This is a genomic window from Dyadobacter sp. AC419 (assembly GCF_979253085.1).
This window is the reverse complement of the sequence record NZ_CEEDCD010000021.1, coordinates 1-19032: the sequence shown is the minus strand read 5'-3', so window position 1 is coordinate 19032 and position 19032 is coordinate 1. Positions and strand designations below refer to the sequence as shown.

Genomic DNA, 19032 nt, shown 5'->3' with positions numbered 1-19032 from the left:
TATAATCACACTACTAAACTTGCTTATAAATACTAAAGTTTTGCTGCTTTCAATCTCAAACTATTGCTTACAACAGAAACTGAACTAAGCGCCATTGCTGCTCCTGCAATCATTGGATCCAGTAAGAAGCCGTTGACAGGATACAACAGACCTGCTGCAAGAGGTATACCGATCAGGTTGTAGATAAAGGCCCAGAAAAGATTCTGTTTTATAGTTTTAACTGTTTTAGCTGAAAGCCGTAATGCTTTGGGCACCATGTTCAAATCAGATGTAATTAGTGTCATCTTTGCTACGTCCATAGCAATGTCTGATCCTTTGCCCATGGCAATGCTAACATCTGCCTGCGCCAGGGCATGACTGTCATTGATCCCGTCGCCAACCATGGCTACAATTTTTCCTTCTGCTTGCAGCTGTTTTACGAACTCTGCTTTTTGTGAAGGCATTACGTCTGCTCTGTAGTGTTTCAAACCTACCTGCTCTGCTACCGCAGCTGCCGTTTGTTTATTGTCACCAGTAAGCATATAAACCTGAATGCCGCGGTTTTGCAGCGTTTCAATGGCCTGACGTGAAGTAAGTTTGATTTTATCGGCAATGGCTATGATGGCTAGTACCTGCTTGGAGTCTGCAAAGAAAATTACCGTTTTGGCCTGGTGCTGCCATTGTTCTGCTTCAAGGGAAAGTTGATTGTTTATGCTGATTGTATTTAGCTCCATTAGTTTGCGATTGCCGATAAAATACCGGGTCCCCTGATAAAATGAGCTTACTCCCAAACCGGTTATACTTTCAAATTTCTCCAAACGCAGGGCTTCGAAACTATCTTCTTTGAGGCTAACAACTACCGCTTCTGCTAATGGATGCTCAGATTGAGCCTCCATAGCATGCAAGATTTGTTTGTATAACCTTTGATCACCGTTTATTACATTCCAAGAAATGTCTGTGACAATGGGCTTGCCCTCAGTAATTGTGCCTGTTTTATCCAGAATAACCGCATTTACCTTATGGCCTAGCTCAAGAGCTTTCGGCATCTTTAATTAGGATGTTATTTTCTGCGCCTTTTCCAATACCTACCATGATTGCGGTAGGTGTTGCAAGCCCAAGGGCGCACGGGCACGCAATTACCAGCACTGTCACAGAAGTAAGTAATGCATGTGTAAAAGCGTTTTCTGATCCAACCAGCATCCAGGTCAGAAAAGTCAGCGCAGCAACACCGATCACGACTGGCACGAATATACCGGCTATCTTGTCCACAAGCTTTTGAACCGGAGCTTTACTTCCCTGAGCGTCCTGGACCATCCTGATAATCTGGGCAAGGATTGTATCACCCCCTACTTTCTGGGCTTTAAATTGAAAGCTACCCTTCTGATTAATTGTCCCTGCAAATACTTGTTCTCCCTGGCTTTTTTCCACTGCCACGGGCTCCCCGCTGATCATGCTTTCATCCACAAATGAGCTTCCATCTGTCACAACTCCATCAACCGGGATTTTTTCGCCAGGCCTGACCAGCAGGATATCACCAACCTTTACTGCCGCGATTGATATTTCCTGCTCTACACCATTGACAATAGCCCTGACCGTTTTAGGTTGCAAGCCTATCAATTTCTTTATCGCAGACGAAGTATTGGACTTTGCCTTTTCTTCCAATAGTTTTCCAAGGGAAATAAATGCAATGACAACAGCTGCTGCTTCATAATATACGTGAGCATGCAAGCCCCTGTTATGCCAGAATTCAGGATAGATGGTGTTAAAGGCACTAAACACAAAAGCAATCCCAGTACTTAGCGCCACCAGGGTATCCATATTGGCTTTTCCATGCGTGGCCTGCTTGAAGGCATTCATAAAAAAGCTTCGTCCAAGATAAAATACCACTGGCGCTGAAAGGGCCATCATAATCCAGTTGCCGTAAGGCAGCGCGTCCATAAAGAACATCCCAATTACGACAATCGGAAAAGAAAGAAGGGCAGCCCAGAGCGTACGTCTTTTTAACTGCTTATAGTGACTGAGCTGAGCATCTTGCTGCTCTTGCTGTGGGTCTTGCGAATCAACAATCAGATCGTAACCAACAGAGCGGATTAGATTCTGTAAGTCAACAGGCTTAACGGTCTGGTCATATTCAGCCCAAGCTGTCTGATTGGCATAATTAACGCCAGCATCGTGGACTCCCTTGGCGGATTTAAGCATGCTTTCCACACTTACCGCGCAGGCCGCGCAGGTCATTCCAAGGACCGGAAAGGTTTTCTTTATATATTTATCCGAAGCTTTTTTAATGCTTGAATTATCTGAAATAAGTGCTTCCATTGTCTTGATTTATTTATACAAAACTAAGCTGAAGCACATAAGATTTTATTACACAATTAGCTATTAGGTGTGCATATTTTTGTGAATTCAACTTCATCAGAAGACGTTTAGTGCAGCCAACTTACTGAGAAAGTGGTGGCTGATCTTATCTTGACCGATTGCGTTTATTTCGACCGGCTGTATAAAAAGACTTTTGGTATTTTGTTCCTTCTTTCCAGCCGCTCATTTAAATCAAGCCAGTCCCTACACAGGTAAACAGGCCGGAAAGATTCCAGCCTGTTCTTAACAAACTCATCAAATTGTTGATTTGTCATAACCATAGCATTTAATTTACCCTAAGTAGCTTTGCATTAATGGCAACCACGATCGTGGATGCACTCATCAGGACTGCTCCCATCGCAGGGCTTAACATAAAAGAGGGATATAGCACACCGGCAGCCAACGGGATTGCTATGACGTTATAACCGATTGCCCAAGCCAGGTTTTGTACCATTTTTCTGTAAGTAGCCCTACCGAAGGTGATCATTTGTACTACATCCATAGGGTCGCTGTTTACCAGGATAATATCGGCGGTTTCAGCTGCCACATCGGTCCCCGAACCAACGGCAATGCCAACATCGGCCTGTGCGAGTGCGGGCGCATCATTTACACCATCACCAGTCATGGCAACAATCTCTCCCTTATCTTGAAATTCCTTAACCTTATCCTGCTTTTGATGGGGCAACACATTAGCCAGATACCCATCCATGTTCAGCTTTCTACTGACCGCTTCCGCTATTTTCTCATTATCACCGGTCAAAAGAAAGGTTTTAATATTCATCTTTTTTAGCTCAGCAACGGCCTGTGCTGCGCTTTCCCTGATACTATCCGCAAATGTGATCAGGCCTACCGGTTTACCGTCGATAAGAATAAAGTTTACTGTGTCGGTCGCCTGGTCTACCTGATCCGGAATAGCAGGCACAGGGTTGTTTTCCTGTTCAAAATAATTGGGGCCGGCAGCCACTACTTTTTTTCCGTTTACTGTACCTGTTACGCCAATACCCTGCATGTAGTTGAAATCGGTAGAAGCCCACAGCTCTAATCCTTTCTCTTTTAGCTTGCGCATGACCCCATGTGCAATATGGTGTTCGGAGTTTTGCTGAATTGCCGCCGCATATTGCAATATCTGATCGGATGAAAACTGATCTCCAATGGGTATGATCTGCTGAATTTCATGGGAGCCTTTGGTAAGTGTGCCGGTTTTATCAAAAATAATAGTTGTAAGCTTGCGGGCATTCTCAAAAGCGGTACGGTTCCGGATTAAAAGGCCATGCGTTGCTGAAAGCGTTGTTGAAATAGCAATAACCAATGGGATCGCAACCCCTAGTGCATGCGGGCAGGAAGTCACCATAACCGTAACCATTCGTTCCAAAGCAAATGCCAGATCCTGGCCGTTTGTATACCAGACAATAAAAGTGACCACCCCAACAGTAATGGAAACCAACGTTAACCATTTGGCAACCTTATCAGCCAGGTTCTGCGTATTGGATTTGGTACTTTGCGCCGTCTTGACCATGCTGATTACCTTTTGCAGGTAGGTGTCATCCCCTGCACCGGTAACATGGATTTTTAGGACTCCATCGCTATTAATCGCGCCTCCAATTGCTTTATCATCTTTCTTTTTCTGCACCGGAACGCTTTCCCCGGTCAGCATACTCTCATTCACATAGGAACTGCCTTCCAAAATCACACCATCGGCTGGTATCTTTTCTCCGGGTTTAACAAGCAATACATCACCACTGCGAAGGTCTTTTAAAGGGATGTCTGTTACCTGGTTGTCTTTTTCGAGATGCACCATTGAAGGCAGCAAAGCGACCAGCGATTCCAGGGCTTGCGAAGCAGCCATCTGGGATTTCATTTCCAGCCAATGACCAATCAGCATGATATCAATCAGGGTGGCAAGCTCCCAAAAGAAGTCCATCCCTTCCAGTCCGAAAACCACGGCCACACTGTACACATAAGCAGTTGTTATAGCTACTGCAACCAGGGTCATCATGCCCAAATTTTTACTTTTAAGCTCCCTGATAAGGCCTGTCAGAAACGGCCAACCTCCATAAAAGTAGATGACAGTGCTAAGTGCCAAAAGCACATACTGGTCACCGGGAAAGGTCCAGTCGATTCCGGCCATCTGCTGGATCATATGCGATAACAACAAAATAGGCACAGTGATGGCCATACAGATCCAGAAGCGTTTTAAAAAATCTTCTGTGTGATGCCCTGCATGTTTGTCATGGCCTGCATGCTCATCATTTTGCGGTGTAGGGGCATGCTGCTGATCAGCAGATTCCGGTATAGAATGCATGCTTTCCGCCGGCTTCTTCGGATGATGCTCGTGGTTATGGTGATTTTCCATCGGTTTAATTTTGTTTTAAAACTGGCATAAAAACGCACTTTGAGCCAACAGCAAACATCTTATGGTCAGCTCCTTAAAATCTTGGCATCGTAGTGTAGATTTTGAAAAAAACCATGACACAATGAAATATTACGTATTCCATTTGATTAGAACCTTAGTAGCAAGCCCCCACCCAGTTTGTACCTGGAATCATAGCCTCCGGATAGGGAAATGTATTTACCAAGCATATATTCCAGATCCAAATGGTATTCTCTATCTGTATTGATACGCCAGTTAAAAAAAAGTTTGGGCAGCAGCCATTCTTCCCCTTCAAGTGCAAACCTTACACGTCCTTTTGAATTTACACGCAGATCAGCATCGATGAAAAATGGCAGGGTATACCGGACTCCAATCACAGGCAAGTCAAAATCCTGCGCAAATGTTTGCTCCCCGTTGAATATATTGTAATACCGCTGTTTTACAGCACCAAAGCCAATATAAGGCCGCAGCCAGTCTCCAATGTACCGTTCATAACTGATATTGGCCTCATATTGCGACCCGTAGTTATAATTTCCTTCAAAGCGGATGGCATTGCTTTTATTAATAAAATTGGCACGGGCTTCGGCCATGTGTGATTTGGCGGCAATGCTTCCGTAAAAAAACCACATCTTGTCCTCTTTCAGTAACTTGTTGAGAGGGTATCTGGCCAGTGAAGTATCACGGGTACTTCCCTGATATTCTACGATACGCGCCATGCCACTCATCATGTGATAAAGTATGTGGCAGTGAAAAAACCAATCCTTCTCTTCAGTTGCATCGAACTCTATCGTAATGCTTGTCATTGGAGGAACATCCAGTGTATGTTTTAAAGGAGAAAAATCGCCGTTTTTATTAAGCACCCTGAAATAATGGCCATGCAAGTGCATAGGGTGGTTCATCATTGTGGTATTTTCGAGCTCAAACCTGACAACTTCGCCCTTTTTGATACCAATCTTATCTGCCTGGGAGAGTACCTTGTTATTTATAGACCACACATAACGGTACATACTGCCAGTCAGTTTTAAATGGACAGTCCTAACAGGCTTGGAGCTGTCAAAGGTTGTTTTCTGTTGGGCGCTCAATAAATCATAATTGAATATGGTCAGCGAGTCGGCTTTACCCATGTCCATGCCTTTCATGTTGCTGTGATCCATTTTGCTCATGTCCATGCCCTCCTGCCCTTTTTCTGGTTTTGCCGCAGGCTCCTTCTTCTGGGAAGGCTGCATGTTCATTTTGCTGTGGTCCATTTTGTTCATGTCCATGCCTTCATCCTTTTTTTTCTGGTTTTGCCGCAGGCTCCTTCTTTTGGGAAGGCTCCATGTTCATTTTGCTATGGTCCATTTTGCTCATGTCCATACCTTCATGACCTTTCTCTGGTTTGGTAGCAGGTTCCTTCTTTTGGGAAGGCTCCATGTTCATTTTGCTGTGATCCATTTTATTCATGTCCATGCCATCACCCCCCTTTTCAGGTTTAGTAGCAGGCTCCTTCTTTTGGGAAGGTTCCATGTTCATTTTGCTATGGTCCATTTTGCTCATGTCCATGCCATCACCCCCCTTTTCAGGTTTAGTAGCAGGCTCCTTCTTTTGGGAAGGTTCCATGTTCATTTTGCTATGGTCCATTTTATTCATGTCCATGCCTTCATGCCCTTTTTCTGGTTTCCCAGTAGGTTCCTTCTTTTTTGAAGGCTCCATGTTCATCTTGCTGTGATCCGTTTCACCCATTGCTGAATGGTTCATTCTATTAGGAAAATTAACAGCCATGCTCATCATCATTTCATCCATATTCCAAACGTTTGGCCTGGGGATCGGTGCCGCAGACAGGGTGTCACCTTTCCCTAAATACAAGGAAGCAAATCCAGAGACATCTTGCGCAGTTGCCCTGAACTCCATCGTTTTATCTTTTGGTACAGTCAGCAGAAAATCGTAGGTCTCTGCAATCCCCATTAGCAGCCGGTCAACTTTAATCGGCTTTACGTCAATGCCGTCCGCGGAGATCAGTTCGAGTTTTCCTGCCCCGCCGTGCAGATAAAAATAGGTTGAAGCCGAGCCGTTAATGACACGTAACCGGACTTTATCACCCGGTTTTAAACCCGGAATACTTTCTTTGCGTTTTCCATTTGCCAGAAATGCGGCATAGTAAACATCAGACAGGTCCATGGGCGGCATACGCTTCCAGCCGTTTTTTAGCCTGTTGCCCAGTCCTTTATGCTGTATTAACTTATCAAGGCTTTGGGCATACCCTTTTTTAATTGAATACCACTCACTAGCCGGGTCATTCCTTTTTAAGGCATTCAGCACACGCCGGGGGTTTTCATCGGTCCAGTCCGACAACAAAAGCACAAACTCCCTCTCTACTTCATAAGTTTTCTTTCTAGGCTGGATTACGATTGAACCATACAAGCCACTTTGCTCCTGGAGCATGGTATGGGAATGGTACCAAAACGTTCCGCTTTGAATAAGGGGAAAGGTAAATGTGTACTGCCCGCCCGGCTCGACCGGGGCTGTTGTCAGATAAGGAACACCATCCTCCTTATTGGGCAGCAGCAGACCATGCCAATGGATCGATGTTTCATGGCGCATCAGATTATGAACATGGATTACGGCGGTGTCCCCTTCGGTGAAATTTAAGGTTGGTGCAGGGATTTGCCCATTCATAGCGAGCGCAGAAACCTTGCGTTTGCCGCTAATATTGGCAGTTGTGTCATTTACATATAAATGGTATTCGATCCTTCCCCCTTTTGAGCTTGCCAAAAAGGGTTTTTTAGCCAACGCTGGCTTGGATGATTCAGCACCACCATGCTGGTGTTGTGCGAAAACACCCACCAGGGGCATTATTGATAGTAGTATAGTGATTAGTTTCATCGGAAGTGTTGTTAGGTGCATTAAAATTGGTTCAGGGCAATGCCCTGAACCTGGTATGGTAGACTTTAAACATTCCGGTTAATTCACCGTCTCTTTTACTTCTCCGCAGGAAATCATCTTATCCCCCATATATGGATTTTTAATCTCTTTTTGAGCAGACAGCCAATATCCGCCTTTATCTTTATTAGCCATCGGGCAAAAATCCACATACAGTTCTCCACTGCTCAATCCGGATTTTTTAACCAGGGGAATAAATTCGTCACTCAGGGTGGAATACAAAACCCTTTGGGCTTCAATACCTTTAGCCTCTGTAATTTGGGAAGCTATTTTGGCCGTCGCACCCCCTTGTGAGACCTGACCCATACCCGCTTCGATGGCGCTGGAAGCAATTTTTGCTTCTGCTGCATCCGAATTGATTAGGGCCGTGGTCAGGTGTATGTAATGCTGGTAGACTGCATTAAGCTTATCATCTTTCAATATAACTTTACTTGTTTCTTTACCGCCCATATCCATGCCTTCATGATGCGCATGGGCCGTTGAATCCTGATGGGAACCGGTATTACTTTCTTCATTTTTACCGCCGCATGCGGAGAGTACAATTACTATGGCTACTGGCAATGCCCATTTGGTTACGTTTTTCATCTTAATAAAATTTATAGTTAATAAAATTGGTTACTCATGTTGATGTAGGGCCATTGGGTCAGATCCTTTTTTTAATACATATTCACTGTATAAAAGATAAGCACCTGTAACAACCACCTTTTCATTTTTGGCAATGCCTTCCTTGATTTCAACCAGGTCAGCATTCTGCATGCCGATTAAAACCATGCGTGCCTGGAAAGTGCCAGGCTTCGTTTCAATCCATACATGCGTTCCTTTTGCGTCACGGATCACCGCATCGACAGGCAAAGTCATTGCATTAATCATATCACTGGTTTGCAGGATTATATTAGCCTGCAATCCTGGCTGCCACCGGTTCGCTGGGTTTGGAATAGTGCCCCGGACCTGCATCAGCTGGCTGCCACTCTGAATGGCAGGTGTAATGAAATCGATCCTTATTTGCTGGGGTTTGTCTTCCCAGCCTGCAACCTGGACCTGGACCTTTTGCCCTGTACGGATGCCTGCCGCTTCTGCTGGATAGATATCGGCTTCGACCCATAAAGAAGAGTAGTCTTCAAGGCGCAGCACCGCGCTGCCCTCAGACACATACTGCCCTTCCGTTACTGATAACTCTGAGACAGTGCCATTCATTGGTGCCCTGTAGGTGATAAAAGGGTCTTGCTTCTGCATTGCCGCTAGGCCCTGGATATCTTCTTCACTTTGGTCATACAACCGGAGCTTCTGCCGGGCCGCTTTTTCAATAGCTATGAAGCGAGCATCAGCAGGAAACTGCTGCACTTGGGCATGTGCCAACAGATATTCCTGCTGAAGTGCAGAAAGTTGCTCGGAGTATATTTTGTAAAGCGGCTGTCCTTTCAATACAGCTACACCGGTTTCTTTGACATACAACACCTGGATACGGCCAGCTGCACGGCTGGATACAACAGCGGTTTGATCTGGGTTCACAGCAAGGCGGCCATTAAGTCTTTTGGAATTCGACAAAAGGCCGCTGCCAACTGTCATCGTCGTTATATTGGCCAATGCTATTTGGCTCTCACCCAATATGATAGCGGCATCCTTACTGCTTTTATCAAAAATGACCAGGTCCATGCCACATATGGGGCAGCTGCCTGGTTTGTCCTGGATTATTTGCGGATGCATAGGACAGGTATAAGTCTTCTGCCCAGCTGTGGCGGCTTGCTTTTTTTATCATCTTGGCATGCCGTCAGAAACATCCCCGGAGCAAAAGAGGCGACAGTAGCAAGCCTCAAAAATTCTTTTCTTTTCATATCCTTAATTTTCAACGATACTGTTATCCTTAATAAAGCTCTCACTGTCGATCAGATAGGATACGTTTGACGCGACTTTCCAATCCTGGATATCAGAGAGGATCTGTACCATACCATCTATAACTGCGCCGGATTTAACGTGCATGGGTAGCAGCACTTTACCTTGTTGCTTGAATACAATAGCCTTGCTGCCGGTTTGCCAGACCGCTTTTTTGTCGAGCCATAACCCATTTTGAAAAACGATGGGAATACTTGCGGTCAGAAGTTGCCCGGGCGTCAGATTTTTGCCTCTGAGATAGACCCTGGCCAAGGTGAAACTCTCACCACTTCGAAGAACCGGCTGGATCAATCCAATCTTGCCACTGACCATATTTTCCTTCTCATTGCCCGCATAAAAGAGCAGCTTTTGTTGTGGCTTGATGCGGGAAGAAATAGCAGGCGATAGCGCAAATTCTGCAATCAGCCCTTGGGATGTATAAATCGTAAATAAGGACTGCCCGGCAGTAATATATTGCCCAGGGCGCAGCAGCACCGGTGAAGACACTGCTGATGGTGAAGTAGGGGTCGATGAAGCAGCTGTGCTGCCACCCATTTCATCCATTGCCGTACCACCATTGCCAGAAGGTGCAGCCATAGGTGCGCTAGCTTGTGTCAAACTGGCTGATTGTTCCAGGATATATCCATTGGCCGGGCTGTAAACGGGTACCCTATATAACACATTTCCTGACTTGATAATGTCTTCGATTTGCCTAAGGCTTATTCCCAGCAGCATCAGGCGCTGTTTGGCTTTTTGCAGTAAATCCGGGCTGCTTCCGTCACTACTGAGCATCAAAAGCTCTCTTTGGGCAGATGCCAGGTCCGGAGAATAGACCTCCATTACCAATTGCCCTTTTCGGACAGGCTGATAGTTATATTTAATCAGTAACCTTTCAATGCGGCCACCCACCCGTGATGATAGCGAAACCTGGCTGCGGCTATCATAAGTTACCACTCCTTGCGCCTGTACAGAAAAAATACGCATGCCACTTTCCGCATTAATCAAAGGGATACTGGCAATCACCTGCGCGTTTACTGGCTTTAACAAAGCATTGAAACTACTGTCAACAACCAACTCATTATTTGTTTCTTTTACCACCAGGTCCATGCCACAAATCGGGCACTTGCCTGGTTTTTCCTGGATTACCTGTGGGTGCATCGGGCAGGTATACAGCTCTGTATCCCCGTGGGCCACATGCCCACTTTTTTCGGATTTATTTTCACAGCCCATCAAAACCACACTGGCCAATAACAGTACCGTTAAAAGGCTACCGATATAGTTCTTTCTCATAGTCCACGATCATTTCGTACAATTTCAATTTCTCGTCAAGCACATTCATTTGCATCATTGTCAAGGCTTCCCAGGCGTCTATCACAACAGGCAGCTGCGCTTTATTTTCCTGATAATTGGCAAAGTAAGCGTCCATCGCCTTTTGAAGGGCCGGGATGATTTTTTCTTGCATCGTGCTGACCCTGGTCTGCATAGACTCGATCTCTGATTGCATGCCATAAAGCATTCCCTGGGTTTCTACCAGCATCGCCGAACGCTCCTTTTGCATTCCTTGGATGCTGAGCTGCATGCCTTTGATATCGGATTTGTACATTTTAGATGACCAGGGGGCAATAGGGATACTAAGCATTCCCATCACGCTGTAAGCATTAGGCATCATTGCGTCGAGCGGGTACATATGGTCAAAGCGGATTTTAAAATCCGGCTTTTTCTGTTGTTTCATGCTTTCAATATTCAGCTGCATTGATTTGATACTTTCATTCATTTTAAAGACGTCCATTCGCAGCTCAGCAAGTGAAGCGGTATCGTAGTGCATGGCTGCCCGAAAGGAGGGGATGTACGTGGTGTCAATCTCAAAGTATTGGTTGCCAGCTACATTCATGAGGCTATTAAGCCATCCTCTTGCCTTCCCAATAGTACCTTCCTGCATACGGATCATATTCTGGTTTTCCAGGATTTTCGATTCTGCCCGGTAAACCCCTCCGAGTTGTGACTGGTTATAGGGATACCTGACTTCTTCAATCTTCTTCATCATTACCATGATTTTCTCATTCTCTTCTAGTACACCTACACGCTGCCGGGCAATAAGCCAGTTGAAATAAAGCCGCTTTGCCTGGGCCTTATAAGCATTGAGGGTAATATCTCGGTTGGCCCTTTCGACATTGCCTTGGGAAGCGATATATCTTCTTTTTGCATTCAGCTTGGACAGGTTAGGTATATCCTGCTCAATCTGCAGCATCAGGTTTCCCTTATCACGCGATTCCATGATCATTTGATTGGGGTAGGGGGTCATAAAAGTCCCCAGCCCAATCATGGGAGGCATCCATGCCGTAGCTGCATCACCGCTATGTTTGTAACTGTCCGCTTTGAGTCCATAAGACTGAAGCATTAGGTTATTGTTATCAATGCGTTGTAAAATCGTATCTAGCCTAAGTACCGGTTGCTGCTGTGCCCAGGTAGTAAGCGGCAGCAGAAACACGATTAACCATTTCACATAATTAGTGTTGTGTATCATGGATTTGTAGTTTTCCGTATTTACGTAGCTCATACTCCTTTGTCATTAAAAATATCAGTGGTGTTACCAGTAAGATGTGCGTAGATGATGTAAGCACGCCTCCGATCATCGGCAGCACGATAGGCTGCATCACATCCGTTCCAACTCCATTCGCCCAAAGTACGGGCACCAATCCAAAAAGCGATACACACACGGTCATCAGCTTGGGGCGCAGACGTTTTACGGCCCCATGGATTACATACTCGCGCAGGTCCTCTTTCATTAATTGATTCACCAGAGTTTCCTTTTTTATTGACTAGCTGCTGCATGGCATCATTTAGATAGATGACCATAACGATACCGGTTTCTACGGCAATGCCAAACAGGGCAATGAAGCCCACCGCTACTGCCACAGAGAGGTTGACTCCCCAGAAATAAATCATATAAGCCCCACCAATCAAAGCAAAAGGGACTGTGATCAGGCTTAAAAATGCTTCCCGAAGGGAATGAAAAGCAAAATACAGCGAAAAGAAAATGATCAGCAGCACGATTGGCGCAATCCACAGAAGCGTCTGCTGCCCACGGATCAGGTTTTCATACTGCCCGCTCCATTCCAAATAATAACCCGGTGGAAGTACGCCATTTGTTTTACTGATCTTTTCTATGGCTTCCTGGACAGTCCCCCCAAGGTCCCGGTCGCGAACATTGAACAATACCGCGCCACGAAGCATCGCGTTCTCCGAAGCGATCATTGGAGGGCCGTTCTCGAAGACGACATCAGCTACGGCTGACAAGGGTACTTCCCCCATGGAGGCAGACATCAACGGAAGCCTTTTGATGGTTTCTACACTGTTACGGTAATTCTGGGCGAGCCTGACGCTGATAGAAAACCGCTTTCTACCTTCGATCGTGTTCCCGATCGGAGAGCCCCCTAACGCGAATTCAACAGCCTGGTTTACATCATCAACGCTGAGCCCGTAACGGCTAAGATCTTCCCTTCTTGGGTTGATAGCCAGGTATTTACCACCTGTTACTGGCTCTACGTAAAGATCACTGATACCTGCTGTGCCTTCCAGTGTTTTTTTGACCCTTTCAGATACATTAGCGATGGTGTCCAGATTCTGGCCATAGACTTTTATTCCTACATCTGTACGAATTCCAGTTGAAAGCATATTGATCCGGTTGACAATAGGCTGTGTCCAGCCGTTGATCACGCCCGGTATCTGAAGCTTGGCATCAAGCTCGGTAATAATATCTTTTTTGTAATCCCGGCTCGCCACTCTGACTTTGGTTTCAGTTTGATGATCGTCTCAATCATGCTGATCGGGGAATTGTCAGTGGCAGTACTTGCCCTTCCCGCCTTACCTAATACCTTATCAACCTCAGGTACTGATTTAATGATTTTATCCTGAACCTGCAGGATTCTTTTGGCTTCCGAATTTGAGATATCTGGCAGCGTTATAGGCATAAAAAGGATACTTTGTTCATCCAGCGGCGGCATAAACTCCGATCCTAGACTGGCTAGCAGCGGTATAGTAATCAAAAGTGCCATGATGTTAATAGCCAGGGTGGTTTTACGCCATTTCAAAACACCCCTTATGACCGGCTCATAAACACGCTCAAGGATCCTGTTTACAGGGTTAGCATGATCGGGCCGGAACTTGCCTTTCATGATAAAAGATATTAATACCGGCGCCAGGGTAATAACCAGCAGAGCGTCCACGATCAAAATAAACGTTTTCGTATAAGCTAGGGGGTGGAATAGCTTACCTTCCTGCCCTGTCAGCATAAATACGGGAAGAAATGAGGTAATAATAATGACCGTTGCAAAAAACACCCCCGGGATACCTGCTTACTTGATTTTTCAATAATTGCCAGGCGCTCCTGTTCAGAGATCCACTCAGGCCGTTTATCTTTTCTTTTCTTAAACCATTTCATAATGATGTTGTTTTCTGCTCCTGCTGCCACTGCTCATACCGCTGAGAAAGATGCTTATAGGCATTTTCGCTCATAATGATGCCGTTGTCGACGATTACGCCGATAGCCAGGGCAATTCCTGTTAAGGACATGATGTTGGATGAGATACCAAAGGCATTCAGTAAAATGAAACTGGCAGCAAGGGTAATGGGAATCTGGATGATGATGCTCAATGCACTGCGCCAGTGAAAAAGAAAAATAATTACCACCAGTGATACTACGATCATTTCCTCTATTAAGGTGTGCTTGATAGAATCAACCGATTCCTGGATCAGCTCTCCACGGTCATAAACAATATCAAATTTTACACCTTTCGGAAACCCTTTGGCAGCTTCGCTCATTTTTGCTTTCACTTTCTCAATGACAGCTGCTGCATTTTCACCGTAACGCATCACTACAATGCCGCCTACCCGTTCGCCTTCCCCATCCTGGTCAAAAATACCCAGCCGGGTTTCACCCGTCATCTGCACAGAAGCTATATCAGAAACCCTGATGGGTATACTGCCTTGGTTTTTGATTGGTATATTCTCAATTTCCTCGATGGATTGGAGGTACCCAGACGTCTTGATGATGTAGCCTATATCACTTAATTCAAATTTCCTTCCTCCGGATTCATTGTTGTTCAAGCGGACCGCGCTCATTACCTGTGGTATAGATAAGCGGTAGTAAAGGAGCTTATTAGGATCTACCGTGATTTGGTATTGTTTCTGGAAACCACCAAAGGAAGCAATTTCGCTTACCCCTTCCACATTTTGCAAAGCGAATTTGATATACCAGTCCTGCAAAGCCCTTTGTTCGCCTAAATCCATTTCAGGGGCATCCAGCGTGTACCAAAGGATATGTCCTACGCCTGTTCCATCAGGACCAAGCTGTGGGCTGACACCCGTTGGCAGCGATCTGGATACCGTACTCAGCCGCTCCAGAACGCGCTCACGTCCCCAATATACGTCTACATCATCATTGAAGATGACATAGATAAAACTCATCCCAAACATGGAAGTCCCGCGTACATATTTAATCTTGGGAAGCCCTTGAAGATTGGTAACCAATGGGTACGTAATTTGATCTTCAATTAATTGCGGCCCCCGCCCCATCCACTCGGTAAAAACAATTACCTGGTTTTCCGATAAATCAGGAATGGCGTCAATCGGGTTTTTCTTAACGGCAAACACGCCCCATATGAGCAGTGCTGCCGATAAGACCAGTACAATGAACCGGTTATGTAGCGACCATCCTATAATGCGATGTACCATACAATTTCTGTATTTTACCCTTAACAGGCCCTGATTTAATGATTATGTTGTTCGAGTAAATAGCCTTTTGCCCCAATACCGTGCTTATGGACCAGTTCCGCACCATGATGACCGGTATAGGCCACAAAGAATGCGGCTGCACTCATGACGATGGCCATAGAAACGTTAACCCACAGATTTCTTTTCAGGAAAAATATGTTGACAGACTGTACCAGCAGGGCTATCCCTGACAGCCACTGTGTGTAAGATGCATACTTCTCATGCTCTTCGAGTATAGCTTGAATAGCTGGTGCCAGCTGCGCGGTATGCGCATGAAACCAGGTCGATGATGCGTAAGCGCCGATAAAGCCAAGCAGTAAAAGTGCCCATGCCACTGTTGTGATCTCTTTTTTATAAAAAAAAAGGCCTACCCATTGTAGAAGTGCTGCAACAATCAAAAGAACGATTGGAAAGTGGACCACTAAGGGGTGCAGTGTCGGAAACTCGCCAAGGCCATGCTGATGATCACTATCCGGGCTCATAGCCGCTTGCATGGCTGTGCTATCATGCGCACCATGCTCGTGTTGCAGTGTAGGTGTAGCCGACTGGACCGAGTCGACCTTAGCCTTACCGTGCTTTTTTCCATTGTGGGCGAATAAAGATGCACCAGCCAGCAGCAACAAGCATGTCAGCAGAAGGGCTACTTTTGTAATTGACTTCATTAGAAATATCTGTTAAAATGAATGTATCTCAGATCCTACTTTTTGACCAGCTTCATATGGCATTTTGAGCAGGCTTCCCTTCTTTTCCAGTGACCTCCGGGTGCATTGGGCAGGCATAGGCTGCTGCCGTCGAGACAGGCTTTTTCTTTCATGTTGGCATCCAGGCCATTTTCAAAACAATGCAGCGAGCAAGCCATGCCTTTATAACTGGAATGTACATCCCCGATCTTCTTCCCTGATGCGTCGTAAATCTCACAGGTTTCACCTTTGTCTTTTACGGTAAGGTATATCTCACCATTTGCATTGTAATAGGTTTTCCCATCTTTACCCATCCGTCCCATTTTTTTATTGGTATGGGCATCAACCAAATTGCCTTCTCCATCCACGAATGCCACTTTATGACCCTGGTAGTCCTTTACAATCTTGTCTTTTGTAACTGAGCCGATGGTAGCCCCGCCTGCATCAGTGATCATACCGTCTCTGGCAATGCTCATCGGCTGCTTGTAATTGGATTGGGCAAGCAGCATAGCAGGGAAGGCAAAGATTGCTACAAAGAGCAGAGCGGATATTTTATTAAATGGTTTCATTGTTTTATTTAGTTATGGTTAAAATATATTTGATCATTGCTTCAATACGATTCCGTTCGGCTTTTTGCCCACAGCGATATCCTTGATCTTGGTATGGCTGAGCGTATTGATAACTGAAACACTTTGTGCCATTTGATTGGTTACGTAAGCCGTATTGCCATCCGCGGTAAAGCCAACAGCATGTGCGCCAGCCGCAGTATCAAAGACCCCGGCATGCATCCATTCTTTCATAGCGCCGTCCCATTTCCAGAAATGCACCTTTCCATTGTCCGGATCGGTGACCCATAATTCTTCTTTTTTAGCTAGATGTGCGGCACTGCCCGGCATAAAACCAAGCGCGATCGTCTGAATAACCTTATCTGTTGCAATATCAATGACACTGATGCTTTGGCCTTCTTCGTTGTCCACATACATTTTCCTGTCGTAACCTATCCATGCAGCGACCGGGTTGTCGCCAACTGAGATCGTTGCTGTTACGGCTTTGCTGGAAGGATTGATCACTGAGACATTATCATCGCCACTATTGGCTACGTAGACCTTGGAACCATCTGAAGAAAAATGTCACTTCTGCGGGCTCCATACCCACAGGGATTGTATTTTTCAAGGAGTAGGTAGCTGCGTCGTAGACAAGCACTTTTCCTTCCATTTCCATTTGGGAAGTCCAGATCTCTTTGCCATCAGGAGAATATACTGCGTTGTGGTTCATGACGGGTACTTCCAGATCTTTCAAAACAGTACCCTTTACCGCATCCAAAACAAGCACCCTCCCTGTCATGCCTTCCATGCCTCCTGCATGGCCAGCGCTCAAATCCATTCCAGGAACTGCAACAGTCAGCCTATGCTCACCTAAACTTTGCAGGTGATAGATGTGATGTGGCCACATTGCCATTCCCATAGAACCGGTCATCAGATCCAAAGTCTCGGAAACTTTTTGATCCGATAGCCGGATCACAGAAACCGTGGCATCTTCTCCATTGACCACATAAGCAGCGGGATAATCGATATTCTCTTCCATGGGCATATCATCCATAACATGTTTACGACAGGCAGAAAATGAGGTGATAGCAAGCAGCAGCACTGCGCCATAGGTAATGCGTAGCATAGACTTTGTGTGTTAATAAATTGAAAGAAAGATTAATCAGTGCTGACAGGAGTGCAACACAAAGAGCCCGGCAAATAGATTTGCCTGGCACAGAAAGGACACGAAATTTTAAATCAGATAACTGCAGTGCAGAATATAAACCGGGACTGGTTTACTTCGGGGAGGGGCATTACTTTGATTGCTGGTCCAAAAACATTCGGGTAAGATGCTGCCAGAAAATCATATGTTACCCCTTTATTTAACATTGCCACAGAAAGCAATGGGTTACTGAGCGTATTATCTGTCAGTTTGTAGGAATCGTCGGTCTTTACTTTTTTAAACTCGTCTTTGCAGCACCCGTTTTTTGTGGACTTGTTTTTATCCATCCCACAATTTTCACAGTGCCCCTGATCTGCTTTTGTAACCTCCAAATTGACCACTTCCCCCATGCAGTAATGCAGGTGTAAGGTAACACCGGTTGCAGTACCCAGGTATAGAAAGGTCAAGAAAAGTACAGTAAGCTTTTTCATGATGGACTTAAAGTGCAAAGCTTGAAAATATTTATCTTACTTCATTATACAATTGTGGGTCAGACTTACATAATTTTTGGATTGACAAGCATTAACCAATATCACCTGTAAGTTCTTACTAATTTAGGTAAAAATTAAGCAAATATCAACCATGAATATATTTTTAGCAAAGCTCGGACTTTTGATTGCCCTTCCGTCTTTCTGATTTTTCAAACAGATCTGCCCGAACCTGGGCGGGCGGATGCTGAATATAATTTAGGTATGGGCAGTCAGCCAGAAATAGCTATTGATCAAAATGGAACGGTCCGGATTGTATATGGAGTCAAAAATGGGGATCAGCGGGACCTGTATTTTGTATCATCAAATGATGGGGGAAAATCCTTTTCCAAACCTACCCAGTTAGGCAGCTTTTCCAAAATGGGCCTTGGGATGGGCAGGGGACCGCAGATCACAACAACAAATGACTATACAGTTGTTACAGTTGGTGACCATCATGGTGATTTATTTGCAATGCGACTTTCCAATTCAGATAATCAATGGTCTGCCCCGGTGAAAATCAATGATGCGGATACAACCGCCAAGGAAGCTCTTTCTGGACTAGGTGCCGGTAAGGGCAACGATGTATATACTGTCTGGCTGGATACGCGGCTGGGCAACAATAATCTATATGGATCACTTTCCGAAGATGGCGGATTAACCTGGGAAAAAAATCAATTAATTTATCAGGGAGAGCAGAAAGGCATTTGTGACTGCTGTAAGCCATCCGTTTCTTTTGATCAAAACGGCAGTATGTACGTTATGTTCCGAAATAAGCTCGATGGGGCCCGAAACATGTACCTGATCAGCTCAAAGGACAATGGCAAGCATTTTGGTAAAGCCCAAAAACTTGGAACAGGGGACTTTATGA

General features: G+C 45.3%; 14 protein-coding genes and 5 pseudogenes. 1 reads left to right on the top strand and 18 read right to left on the bottom strand.

Annotated features, from left to right (window positions below):
• Nucleotides 1-32 precede the first annotated feature (32 nt).
• The 18 genes and pseudogenes from AC0IYG_RS18475 to AC0IYG_RS18390 all read right to left on the bottom strand — a co-directional run.
• Nucleotides 33-2295 (bottom strand): annotated as a pseudogene (locus tag AC0IYG_RS18475) (heavy metal translocating P-type ATPase).
• A 325-nt stretch (nt 2296-2620) separates the two neighbouring features.
• A complete protein-coding gene (locus AC0IYG_RS18470) occupies nt 2621-4687 on the bottom strand; it encodes a heavy metal translocating P-type ATPase (protein WP_138368458.1) in 2067 nt (688 codons plus the stop codon).
• A gap of 146 nt (nt 4688-4833) precedes the next feature.
• On the bottom strand, nt 4834-5937 hold the full coding sequence (locus AC0IYG_RS18465; protein WP_471712599.1) for a multicopper oxidase domain-containing protein: 1104 nt from the start codon (nt 5935-5937) through the stop codon (nt 4834-4836).
• Between the two features lie 34 nt (nt 5938-5971).
• Nucleotides 5972-7567 (bottom strand): multicopper oxidase family protein, encoded by a 1596-nt coding sequence (locus AC0IYG_RS18460; RefSeq protein ID WP_471712598.1) that lies wholly within the window; start codon nt 7565-7567, stop codon nt 5972-5974.
• Nucleotides 7568-7645: 78 nt separating this feature from the next.
• Nucleotides 7646-8209 carry a DUF3347 domain-containing protein gene (locus AC0IYG_RS18455; protein ID WP_138368456.1) on the bottom strand — a complete coding sequence of 188 codons (564 nt, stop codon included), beginning with the start codon at nt 8207-8209 and terminating at the stop codon, nt 7646-7648.
• Between the two features lie 30 nt (nt 8210-8239).
• Nucleotides 8240-9190 carry an efflux RND transporter periplasmic adaptor subunit gene (locus AC0IYG_RS18450; protein WP_471712629.1) on the bottom strand — a complete coding sequence of 317 codons (951 nt, stop codon included), beginning with the start codon at nt 9188-9190 and terminating at the stop codon, nt 8240-8242.
• A gap of 84 nt (nt 9191-9274) precedes the next feature.
• Nucleotides 9275-9331, bottom strand: a pseudogene (locus AC0IYG_RS18445) (heavy metal-binding domain-containing protein); the annotation flags it as partial.
• A 129-nt stretch (nt 9332-9460) separates the two neighbouring features.
• A complete protein-coding gene (locus tag AC0IYG_RS18440; RefSeq protein ID WP_138368454.1) occupies nt 9461-10783 on the bottom strand; it encodes a heavy metal-binding domain-containing protein in 1323 nt (440 codons plus the stop codon).
• Nucleotides 10761-11996 carry a TolC family protein gene (locus AC0IYG_RS18435; protein WP_471712597.1) on the bottom strand — a complete coding sequence of 412 codons (1236 nt, stop codon included), beginning with the start codon at nt 11994-11996 and terminating at the stop codon, nt 10761-10763. Before AC0IYG_RS18435 ends, AC0IYG_RS18440 begins: the two co-directional genes overlap by 23 nt.
• A gap of 4 nt (nt 11997-12000) precedes the next feature.
• Nucleotides 12001-12279, bottom strand: coding sequence for an efflux RND transporter permease subunit (locus AC0IYG_RS18430; RefSeq protein WP_471712596.1), 279 nt, complete (start codon nt 12277-12279; stop codon nt 12001-12003).
• Nucleotides 12280-12394: 115 nt separating this feature from the next.
• A pseudogene (locus tag AC0IYG_RS18425) lies at nt 12395-13785 on the bottom strand (efflux RND transporter permease subunit); the annotation flags it as partial.
• Nucleotides 13786-13930: 145 nt separating this feature from the next.
• Nucleotides 13931-15226: an efflux RND transporter permease subunit gene (locus AC0IYG_RS18420; protein ID WP_138368452.1), complete on the bottom strand. Its 1296-nt coding sequence runs from the start codon at nt 15224-15226 to the stop codon at nt 13931-13933.
• A 35-nt stretch (nt 15227-15261) separates the two neighbouring features.
• A complete protein-coding gene (locus AC0IYG_RS18415) occupies nt 15262-15927 on the bottom strand; it encodes a DUF2231 domain-containing protein (protein WP_138368451.1) in 666 nt (221 codons plus the stop codon).
• Between the two features lie 35 nt (nt 15928-15962).
• Nucleotides 15963-16514 carry an LURP-one-related/scramblase family protein gene (locus tag AC0IYG_RS18410; protein WP_471712595.1) on the bottom strand — a complete coding sequence of 184 codons (552 nt, stop codon included), beginning with the start codon at nt 16512-16514 and terminating at the stop codon, nt 15963-15965.
• A 33-nt stretch (nt 16515-16547) separates the two neighbouring features.
• On the bottom strand, nt 16548-17015 hold the full coding sequence (locus AC0IYG_RS18405) for a YncE family protein (RefSeq protein ID WP_471712594.1): 468 nt from the start codon (nt 17013-17015) through the stop codon (nt 16548-16550).
• Between the two features lie 19 nt (nt 17016-17034).
• On the bottom strand, nt 17035-17616 hold the full coding sequence (locus AC0IYG_RS18400; protein ID WP_471712593.1) for a YncE family protein: 582 nt from the start codon (nt 17614-17616) through the stop codon (nt 17035-17037).
• Between the two features lie 108 nt (nt 17617-17724).
• Nucleotides 17725-17823, bottom strand: coding sequence for an HYC_CC_PP family protein (locus tag AC0IYG_RS18395; protein WP_471712628.1), 99 nt, complete (start codon nt 17821-17823; stop codon nt 17725-17727).
• Between the two features lie 8 nt (nt 17824-17831).
• Nucleotides 17832-18125: pseudogene (locus AC0IYG_RS18390) on the bottom strand (HYC_CC_PP family protein); the annotation flags it as partial.
• Nucleotides 18126-18386: 261 nt separating this feature from the next.
• Between AC0IYG_RS18390 and AC0IYG_RS18385 the strand changes: the two are divergent.
• Nucleotides 18387-19032, top strand: a pseudogene (locus tag AC0IYG_RS18385) (exo-alpha-sialidase); the annotation flags it as partial.

Bases quoted from the DNA above. Each gene is read 5' to 3' on its own strand.
- AC0IYG_RS18455 (WP_138368456.1), bottom strand. From the start codon at position 8,209: ATGAAAAACGTAACCAAATGGGCATTGCCAGTAGCCATAGTAATTGTA.
- AC0IYG_RS18470 (WP_138368458.1), bottom strand. From the start codon at position 4,687: ATGGAAAATCACCATAACCACGAGCATCATCCGAAGAAGCCGGCGGAA.
- AC0IYG_RS18410 (WP_471712595.1), bottom strand. From the start codon at position 16,514: ATGAAACCATTTAATAAAATATCCGCTCTGCTCTTTGTAGCAATCTTT.
- AC0IYG_RS18415 (WP_138368451.1), bottom strand. From the start codon at position 15,927: ATGAAGTCAATTACAAAAGTAGCCCTTCTGCTGACATGCTTGTTGCTG.
- AC0IYG_RS18460 (WP_471712598.1), bottom strand. From the start codon at position 7,567: ATGAAACTAATCACTATACTACTATCAATAATGCCCCTGGTGGGTGTT.
- AC0IYG_RS18440 (WP_138368454.1), bottom strand. From the start codon at position 10,783: ATGAGAAAGAACTATATCGGTAGCCTTTTAACGGTACTGTTATTGGCC.
- AC0IYG_RS18450 (WP_471712629.1), bottom strand. From the start codon at position 9,190: ATGACAGTTGGCAGCGGCCTTTTGTCGAATTCCAAAAGACTTAATGGC.
- AC0IYG_RS18430 (WP_471712596.1), bottom strand. From the start codon at position 12,279: ATGAAAGAGGACCTGCGCGAGTATGTAATCCATGGGGCCGTAAAACGT.
- AC0IYG_RS18400 (WP_471712593.1), bottom strand. From the start codon at position 17,616: ATGCTACGCATTACCTATGGCGCAGTGCTGCTGCTTGCTATCACCTCA.
- AC0IYG_RS18420 (WP_138368452.1), bottom strand. From the start codon at position 15,226: ATGGTACATCGCATTATAGGATGGTCGCTACATAACCGGTTCATTGTA.
- AC0IYG_RS18465 (WP_471712599.1), bottom strand. From the start codon at position 5,937: ATGAACATGCAGCCTTCCCAGAAGAAGGAGCCTGCGGCAAAACCAGAA.